General features: G+C 73.7%; 4 protein-coding genes. 2 read left to right on the forward strand and 2 right to left on the reverse strand.

What is annotated here, in order from left to right:
* Both ACFWH7_RS17545 and ACFWH7_RS17550 read right to left on the reverse strand, forming a co-directional pair.
* On the reverse strand, positions 1–1,471 hold a 1,471-nt coding region (locus tag ACFWH7_RS17545), incomplete at its 3' end, for an HAD-IIIA family hydrolase (protein ID WP_378218365.1).
* The gene (locus ACFWH7_RS17550; RefSeq protein WP_378218368.1) at positions 1,468–3,144 is read right to left on the reverse strand and encodes a carbamoyltransferase family protein; all 1,677 of its coding nucleotides are present in this window, start codon (positions 3,142–3,144) and stop codon (positions 1,468–1,470) included. The genes ACFWH7_RS17545 and ACFWH7_RS17550, both read right to left, overlap by 4 nt.
* Before the next feature lie 186 nt (positions 3,145–3,330).
* On the opposite strand from ACFWH7_RS17550, the gene ACFWH7_RS17555 reads away from it, so the two are divergent.
* The gene (locus ACFWH7_RS17555) at positions 3,331–4,770 is read left to right on the forward strand and encodes an aldehyde dehydrogenase family protein (RefSeq protein WP_378218362.1); all 1,440 of its coding nucleotides are present in this window, start codon (positions 3,331–3,333) and stop codon (positions 4,768–4,770) included.
* A gap of 309 nt (positions 4,771–5,079) precedes the next feature.
* A complete protein-coding gene (locus ACFWH7_RS17560; RefSeq protein WP_378218363.1) occupies positions 5,080–9,639 on the forward strand; it encodes a TIM barrel protein in 4,560 nt (1,519 codons plus the stop codon).
* Positions 9,640–9,752: the final 113 nt, after the last annotated feature.

The following is a 9,752-nucleotide window of genomic DNA, read 5'->3' on the forward strand; positions in this document are numbered from 1 at the left end:
CGGGCGTGCCGCCCGCGGCGAGCGCGGCGCCGACGACGGCGCCGATGTGGCCGACGACCGCGCACCGCCACGGCTCGACGCCGAGCGCGTCCGCCGCGGCGAGCACGAGGCCCGGCCCGGGCTTGCGGCACGCGCACGCGTCCTCGGGCGCGTGCGGGCACACCTGCCACGTGCCGAACGGCCCGAGCAGCTCCTCGGCGCGCGCGTTCACCGCGTCGACCTGCGCGCGCGTGAGGAGCCCACGACCGATCCCGGACTGGTTGGACACCACGCCGAGCCGGAGCCCGCGGGCGCGCAGGTCCTCGAGCACGGCGCGCGCGCCGTCGACGGGGCGCACCGCCGCGGGGTCGCCGTTGTACGGGACGTCGTGGACGAGCGTGCCGTCGCGGTCGAGCAGCACGGCCGCGAGAGGCACGGGCCACGGGTCGAGCCCGCCGCGGGCGGCGAGCGTGCCCGCCACGCGGTGCCCCACGGCGGCGAACGGGATGGCGGCGCTCGTCCAGGCCATGCGGCGCAGCTCGGGACCGAACGCGTCGTCGCCGGGGCGAGGCCCGGGCGCGACCCGGCGGGCGAGGAACTGCGCCGTGAGACCGGTCCAGGCGAGGGCGCCGAGCGCCGCGACGCGCGGTCGTCGCGCGAGCAGCCCCCCGACGCCGACGCCCGCGGCCGCGACGGTCGCGACGTGCCACGCGAGGCGGCCGCGGCCCGTCCCGGCGCGCTCGCGCCACCGCGGCCCGTGCAGGGCGCGGAAGGTGGCGTCGTCGCGCGTGCCGGCCTGGACGCGCAGGCTCACGCCGTCGTCGGCGGGCCGCACGGGGTGGGTCGTCGTGCGCGCGCCGTGCGCGAGCAGCCACCCCGCGTCGCGCACGCGCAGCGCCAGGTCGGCGTCCTCGCGGTACGCGCGGGGGAAGCGCTCGTCGAACCCGCCGACCTCCTCGAGCGCGGCGCGGCGGTAGGCCATGTCGGCGGTCGCCCACGCCGCGCGCTCCAGGCCGGCGGTCCCGCGCTCCCAGTCCGTCGGCCGCCGGTCGGCGGGCAGCGGGACGTGGAGCCGGCCCTGCACGCCGCCGGTCCGCGACGAGGCCGTCGCGAGGTCGCGCTCCAGGAGCTCGCCCCAGCCTGCGGGGAGCTCGACGTCGTCGTCGAGGAACACGACCCACGGCGCGGAGGTCGAGCGCCACCCCGCGTTGCGCGCGGCGGCAGGGCCCCGGCCCCCGGTGCGCACGACCCGCGCGCCGAGCGCACGGCCGGCGTCCCCGAGGTCGAGCGCGGCGGGCACCGGTTCCACCGCGCCGGGGCGCGGCAGCCGGCGGTCGTCCGCGACGACGACCTCGGCGGGCCCCGAGACGCCCTCCTCGTCGCGCCGGGCGACGAGCGTCTCCAGCAGCCGGTCGAGCGACGGGCGGCCGATCGAGGGCACGACGACGGCGTACGTCACCGGGGGAGCGGGGCGGGCGACGGGTGTGCTCATGCCGTCACCTCCGCGGGCGCGGCGAACACGTCCGACCGGCGTACGAGGTGCGGGCCGAGCACGAGCGCGTCGACCGGCGCGGAGCCGAAGAGCTCGAGCGCGTCGCGGGGGTCGTCGACCATGGGCCGGCCTGCGGTGTTGAGGCTCGTGTTGACCACGACGGGGAGCCCGGTGAGCTCCTTGAAGGCGCGGATCGTCGCCTGGAGGCGCGGCGTCGAGTCGTCGACGGTCTGGATGCGCGCGGTGCCGTCCACGTGCACGACGGCCGCGATGCGCTCGCGCCACGCGGGCGCGACGTCGTGCACGAAGAGCATGTAGGGGCTGGGGACCGGGCCGCCGGAGAAGATCTCCGGCGCGTCCTCCAGCAGCACCATGGGGGCGACCGGACGGAACTGCTCGCGCCCCTTGACGTCGTTGAGCCGTTCGAGGTTCTCCACCGGGCCGGGGTGCGCGAGCAGCGAGCGGTGCCCGAGCGCGCGCGGCCCCAGCTCGGCGCGGCCGTCGAACCAGGCGACGATGCCGTCGTCCGCGAGGATCCGCCCGACCTCGGCCGGCAGGTCGTCCGGCGTGGTGAAGGGCACCTTCGCGGTGCGCAGCCACCGCGCGATCGCGTCGTCGCCCCACGCGCGGCCGAGCGCGGCGGAGCCCATCGGCTCCACGGTGTCGCCGGCCTCGGCCGCGAGCTGGAGCGCCGCCCCGAGGGCCGTCCCCGCGTCGCCCGCGGCGGGCTGGACCCAGACCTCCTCGAACGGGGACTCGCGCCAGACGCGCGAGTTCGCGACGCAGTTCAGCGCCGTCCCGCCGGCCATCGTCAGGACGCGGTCCCCGGTCTGCCCGTGGAGCCACGTGGCGAGGTCGACGAGCACCTCCTCGAGCCGCGCCTGCACGGAGGCTGCGAGGTCGGCGTGCTCGGCGCGGCCGCCGTGCTCGGTGCCCCACGTGCCGTCGTCGGTCCGCGGGGGAGCCCAGCGCTCCCAGTCGGGCACCTCGGCGACGAACCCGCCGTCGTCGGTCGCGTGGAGGACCTCCCGCAGGTCGTCGAGGAAGCGCGGCTCGCCGTAGGAGGCGAGCGCCATGACCTTGTACTCGTCGCTCGACCGGAGGAAGCCGAGGTGCTCGGTGAGCGACTCGTAGACCAGCCCGAGCGAGTGCGGGAGCTCCTGGCTCGCGAGCACCTCCAGGCGGCCGTGGTCGTAGCGGCCCGCGAGGTGCGACGACCGCTCGCCGCGGCCGTCGAGCGACAGGACGCTCGCCACGGGGAAGGGGGAGGCGAGCGCGGCCGACGCGGCGTGCGCGACCTCGTGCGGCACGAACCGGACGGTCGACGGGGACAGGCCGGGCAGCGCGGTGGCGAGGAACTGCGGCGCGCGCTCCGCGTACTGCACGCGGAGCCAGTCCCACGGGTCCGGCAGGCCCATCTCCTCGGCGGGCTTGGCGAGCGCCGGGTCGAACGAGTAGGCGACGGCGTCCAGGTCCTGGGGGCGCAGACCGCCCTCCTCGAGGCACCAGGCCATCGCCTTCTCGGGCAGCTCCCACGCCGCGAAGGGCAGCGGGCGCTTGCCGTGCTTGCGCCGCGAGAAGCGCTCCTCCTCCGCGGCGGCGACGACGCGTCCGTCGACGACGAGGGCGGCGGACGGGTCGTGGAACAGGGCGTTGACTCCGAGGACGCGCATGGGGCTGCGAGCCTCCCTGGATCGGGTCAGGCTCGTGGTGCGCCTCGAGAACGTGGGGCACCGCCTGACGCGTGCGGGTCGGCTCTGCTGCAACCCCGGCTCTCACCCTCACCCCGAGAAGCGCTTCTCGCACGCCCACGGCGCACCTATGGGTAGTTCTCTTCGTGTCACTCCCGGGAGGCCCGCATGACCACGTCCACCGCCCCGACCACCCCTCGCGCCGACCTGACTGCGCCCGACGCTGCGGACCGCCGTCTCGAGCGGACCGACCCCACGACGGGACGCCCCGCCGCACCGGTGCGGTGCGCGACCGCCGACGAGGTCGACGCCGCCGTCCGTGCCGCGGAGGGCGCCTGGCCCGGCTGGCGAGCGACGGCGCCCGCGGAGCGCGCGGCCGCCCTGCGCGCCGCGGCGCGGTCCGTGCGCGACGCCGCCGACGAGCTCGGCGCGCTGCTGCGGGCGACGACGGGGCGGCTCGAGTCCGAGGCGCGCGCCTCGGCCGAGGTCGCGGCGGACCTGCTCGACGAGGCCGCGGTCGCGGGGCTCGGGCGCGCCGGGCGCGTGCTCGCCGGCGACCCCGCGGCGCTCGACGTCGTGCGCCGCGAGCCGCGCGGGGTCGTCGCGGTGATCACGCCGTGGAACGACCCGTACCCGGCCGCCGCCGGGCTGCTCGCCGCGGCGCTGGTCACCGGCAACGTGGTCGTGCACAAGCCGTCCGAGCGCAGCGACGCGCCCGGGGTCCGCCTGGCCGAGCTCGTGGCCGCGGCCCTCCCGGCGGACGTGCTGCGCGTCGTGAGCGGGGACGGCGGGACGGGCGAGGCGCTCGTCGCGCACGACGGCGTCGCGCTCGTCGCGCACGTCGGGTCGACGGCCGCCGGGCGCCGGATCGCGGCCGTCGCCGGGGCGCGCGGCGCGAGGGTGCTGCTCGAGAACGGCGGAAAGGACCCGCTCGTGGTCGACGCGGGCGTGGACCCCGTCCTCGCCGCGCGCCAGATCGCGACGGGCGCGTTCACGAACGGCGGGCAGCTCTGCACCGCGGTCGAGCGCGCCTACGTCGTCGAGAAGGTCGCGGACGCGGTCGTCGCCGAGCTCGCGCGCCTCGCCGACGAGGTCGTGGTGGGCGACCCGGGCGACGACGCCACGACGATGGGGCCGCTCGTCGACGACGAGCAGCTGGCCGTCGTGGACGAGCACGTGCGCGGGGCGCTCGCGGCGGGCGCGGAGCTCGTCACCGGCGCGCGACGGCTCGACCGGCCGGGGTCGTACTACGCGCCGACCGTGCTCGACCGGTGCCCGGACGACGTCGACCTGCTGACCGCCGAGACGTTCGGGCCCGTCGCGCCGGTCGTGCGCGTGGCGGACTTCGACGAGGGCCTGCGCCGCGCGTCCGCGTCGGCCTACGGGCTCGCGGCGACCGTGCTCACGCCGTCGCTCGCCCACGCGCTGCGCGCGGCGGACGTGCTGGACGTCGGCACGGTCAAGGTCAACGCGGTGTTCGGCGGTGCGCCGGGCGGGTCGCCCGCCCCGCGCCGCGGCAGCGGCGGGGGAGCGGGGTACGGGCCGGACCTGCTCGACGAGCTCACGGTGCGCAAGGCGGTCCACCTCGAGGGGCTGAACATGCCGTGAGTGACGGCACGAGCGCGATGCCCTCGGTCCCGCCCATCGACTGACCGACTTCCAAGGATTACTCGTCGCAACAATTACCAACAAGTATCGACTTTTGACTTGGCACGGACGAAAGCCGGCCGTAGGGTCGGTCCCAGTGCGACGGAGGGGCATCGCATCGTCCGTCGCACCGGGCCTCACGTTCGAGGTCCAGCCATCCGGAGCCGACCGATCGACGGGGATCGTCGTGCGGCCGCATCGGGAGCGCGCGTGCCTGGCGCTGCTGGTCCGGCGGTCACCGTCGTCGCGTGACGCGTCAAGGAGGACGTCGTGCACAGACGAACGACCATGGGCCCCCGCAGGCTCGCCAGACGAGGTGTCGCCGCGGTCCTGTCCGCGGCGGTGCTGGTACCGCTGTCGATCAGCGCAGCCGGCGCGCACCCCGGGCACGAGGAAGCGACACCGGCCGCCGACGAGGCGACCGACTGGGACAACTACGAGAAGGTGCTGCTCAGCAAGAACACCGGCGAGCCGATCGACCTCGCCGTCCTGCCCGACTCCCGGGTGCTGCACACCGCGCGCGACGGCGTCGTGCGCCTCACCGACTCCGCGACGGGCCTGACCACCCAGATCGCGGACCTCGACGTCTACTCCAACTCGGAGGACGGGCTCCAGGGCATCTCGCTCGACCCGAACTTCGAGGAGAACCACTTCGTCTACATGGTCTACGCGCCCCGCGTGATGGAGGGCACGTCGCCTTCCGGCGTGGAGTACCCGGAGACGACCCCGTCGGGGAGCGCGCCGAACTCGCTGCCGGCGGGCGAGGACGAGAGCTACTGGGACCAGTGGCTGGGCTACAACCAGCTCTCGCGGTTCACGTGGGACCCGGCGACCGCCGCGATCGACCTGTCCACCGAGCGCGAGATCCTCAAGGTCGACGCGCAGCGTGGGCAGTGCTGCCACGTGGGTGCGGACATGGCGTGGGACGAGGAGGGGAACCTGTTCCTCTCCACCGGTGACAACACCCCCGCCAGCACACCGGGCGCGAACGGTTACGCGCCGAACAACAACGCGCCGGGCATGAACCCGGGCTTCGACGACCGTCGCGGGGCCGGCAGCACGAACGACCTGCGCGGCAAGATCCTGCGGATCAACCCGATCGAGGACCTCGCGGCCGACACCGAGGTGGGCCCTGGGAGCACGTACACGGTCCCCGAGGGCAACCTCTTCGACGACCCGCAGTACGACGACGTGCGCGACCTGGTGCGCGACGAGACCTACGTCATGGGTCTGCGCAACCCGTTCCGGATCGACTACGACGTCGAGGCGGGCGCGCTCGTGTGGGGCGACTACGGCCCGGACGCGGCGGCGGCCGACCCGAACCGTGGCCCGATGGGTTACGTCGAGTGGCAGCTCACGACCGAGCCGATGAACGGTGGCTGGCCGTACTGCCACGGCCCCAACGCGAACTACAACGAGTGGGACTACGCGACCCAGACGCCGGGCGAGTTCTTCGACTGCGAGGCCGGCGCCGAGAACAACTCGACGTGGAACACGGGCCTGGACGTCCTGCCGCCGGCCACCGCGCCGCAGGTCTACTACGGCGACAAGGCCGGCGACCAGCCCGAGCTGCTCGACCCGCTGGCGGAGTGGGGCGGCGGCGGCCAGGCCCCCATGGGCGGGCCGATCTACCGCTTCGACGAGAACCTCGACTCGGACGTCAAGTTCCCCGAGTACTGGGACGGTCACCCGCTCCTGGCGGAGTTCTCCCAGGACTACGTCGCGGCGTTCACGCTCGACGAGCTCACGTCCGACGGTGAGGTCACCGCGGTCGAGGACTTCCTGCCGAACGCGCACCTGGAGTCGGTCAACCAGCCGATCTGGGACAACGTCATGGACATGGAGTTCGGTCCCGACGGCGCCCTGTACGTCCTCGAGTACGGTGACGGCTTCTTCCGCCAGAACCCGGACGCGGGCCTGTACAAGGTCGTCTACGGGTCGTCGAACACCCACCCGCGGGCCTTCATCTCCGCCGACCCGATCTCGGGCAGCACCGCTCCGCTCGAGGTGACGTTCGACGCGTCGGCCTCGACCGACGCCGAGACCCCGGCCGGCGAGCTCGTCTACGACTGGGACTTCGACTCCGACGGCGTCTACGACGCCCAGGGCGTGAACGTCACGCACACGTTCACCGAGCTCGGTCAGTACAACGTGCAGCTGCGCGTCACCGACGCGGGCGGCAACTTCGGCCTCGCGATCCAGCAGATCACGGTCGGCAACACCGCCCCCGTCATCACGCTGGACCAGCCGGACGGCGCCATCTTCGACTGGGGCGACGCCGTCCCGTACACGGTCTCGGTCGAGGACGCGGAGGACGGCAACCAGCCGACGTGCCGCAACATCCAGTACACGTTCGGACTCGGCCACAACACGCACGCGCACCCCGAGGTGAGCGGTCGGGCCGCGGACACCGCGGACGGGTGCGGGTTCACGATCCAGACCAGCCCCGACGCGGTCGAGCACGGCGAGGGCGAGAAGATCTACGGCACCCTCGTCGTGAGCTACACCGACCAGGCACAGGGTGACGTCCCCGCCATCCGGGGTGAGGCCACGCACATCCTCAAGCCCGAGGAGCAGCAGGCGGAGTGGTACGACGCCGCCGAGGGCGTCGAGCTCGTGCAGGACGACACGGCGGACGCCGGGTACTACGTCTCCTCGCTCGACGAGGGTGACTCGTTCTCGTACCAGCCGATCGCGTTCACGCACGCCCCGACCGGTGACGCCATCAACAGCGTGACCATGATCGGCCGCGGCGAGGGCACCGTCTCCCTGGGCTGGGTGGGCGCGGACGGCGAGACCGTCGACTCGCTCGCCGAGTTCCGCTTCGCCGGCGACACCTGGAAGGACGCCACCCGAACGCTCACCGAGGTGCCGGAGGGCAGCGGGACGCTCGTCGTGACGAGCACCGGTGGTGTGGACGTCGACAACCTGACGTTCGGACGGAACGTCGTCGTCCCGGCCGACCAGGTGTCCATCCAGCTCTACTCGCTGATCCCGTGGGTCCGGGCGGACGGACAGGAGGCCGTGCTCGACCGTCTGGGCGAGATCGGGTTCCAGAACGTCGAGCCGTACGGCGGCAACTACGCCGGCCTGACGGCCGAGGAGTTCCGTGCCCAGGCCGACGCAGCGGGGCTGAAGGCGCCGTCGTCGCACTACAACGTGGGCGAGGCCGACTTCGACACGACGCTCGAGTACGTGGGCGAGGTCGGGCAGCAGTACGTGGGCTCGGGCGGCTTCCCCTCCCCGGGGATCGGGACCTACGAGAACACGCTGGCCACCGCCGAGGCGATGAACCGCCTCGGCGAGCGGGCCGTGGACGCCGGCTTCGAGAAGTTCTTCGGCCACAACCACGACCGCGAGTTCACGACGACGTACATGCACGAGGGTGTCGAGATGTCCGCCTGGGAGATCCTCGTGGCGGAGACGAACCCGGAGTACGTGACCTTCGAGGTGGACGTCGCCTGGGCGGCGCACGCCGGGGTCGACGTCGCGGCGCTGCTCGAGCAGCACGGCGACCGGATCGAGCTCCTCCACATCAAGGACGCGACCGGGCTCGGCGGGAGCATCAGGTTCACGAACCTCGGTGACGGGGACGTGCCCCTGCAGGACATCCTGTCGGCCGCGGCCGAGGCCGGTGTCGTGTACTACGTCATGGAGTACGACCAGGCTCCGGACGGCGAGGACTTCGCCACCACCGGGTACGAGTACCTCACCGGTGAGCCTGCGGGCGGTCCGGACGAGCCCACGGAGCCGGTCACCGTCCCGGTGGACCAGGTCTCGATCCAGATGTTCTCCCTGATCCCGTGGGTCAACGAGGTGGGCCTCCCGGCCGTCCTCGAGCGCCTGTCCGAGATCGGGTTCCAGAACATCGAGCCGTTCGGCGGCAACTTCGCGGGCTACACGGCGGAGGAGTTCCGCGCACTGGCCGACTCGTACGGCCTGAGCGTGAAGTCCTCGCACTACAACGTCGACGAGGGCACGTTCGACGACACGCTCGACTACGTCTCCACGCTGGGCCAGGAGTACGTGGGCTCCGGCGGGTTCCCCGCGCCGGGCATCGGCTCGTACGAGAACACGTTGGCGACGGCCGAGACGATGAACCGCCTCGGGGAGCGCTCGGTGGACGCGGGCGTCGGCAAGCTGTTCGGGCACAACCACGACGGCGAGTTCCGCACGACGTACGAGCACGAGGGCGAGACCCTCTCGGCCTGGGAGATCCTGGTCCGCGAGACGAACCCCGAGTACGTCACGTTCCAGCTGGACGTCGCGTGGGCCGCCCACGCAGGGGTCGACGTCGTGGCGCTGATCGAGGAGTACGGCGACCGCATCGAGCTCACGCACATCAAGGACGCCACGAACGTGGCGGGTGAGGGTCGTCCGACCTTCACCAACCTCGGTGACGGCGAGGTGCCGCTGCAGGAGATCCTCGCGGCAGCCCAGGAGGCCGGTGTCCGGTACTACGTGCTGGAGTACGACCTCGCGGCTGACGGCGAGGACTTCGCGACCACCGGGTTCGAGTACATCACCGGCCTCGAGGCCGGTGAGAACGAGCGCACCGTCACGGTGACCTCGCAGGCGCGGTGCCTCGCCGGAAAGGCCTACCTCGCCGTCCGTGCGCTCAACGACGAGGACGTCCCGCTCGACATCACGATCGAGACGCCCTACGGCAGCAAGACGTTCGAGGACGTCGCACCGGGCAAGAACGCCTACCAGTCGTTCAACGCCCGGGCTGACGGGATCGAGGCCGGGACCGTCAGCGTCACGGCGACCGACGCGGAAGGGGGGACCGCCACGGTGACCGCCGACCACGCCGCGCTGGCGTGCGGCTGACGCGGTCCTGACGGGGGCGGGGGGTGGGGGGCGGGCGCCGCCCCCCCCCCCCGCCCGACCCCGCGCCACAGACGAACCACCGGGCCGCGGCGGCCGCCGACGTCAACCCGGGG

This window comes from Cellulosimicrobium cellulans, assembly GCF_042723955.1.
Lineage (GTDB): Bacteria > Actinomycetota > Actinomycetes > Actinomycetales > Cellulomonadaceae > Cellulosimicrobium > Cellulosimicrobium cellulans_H.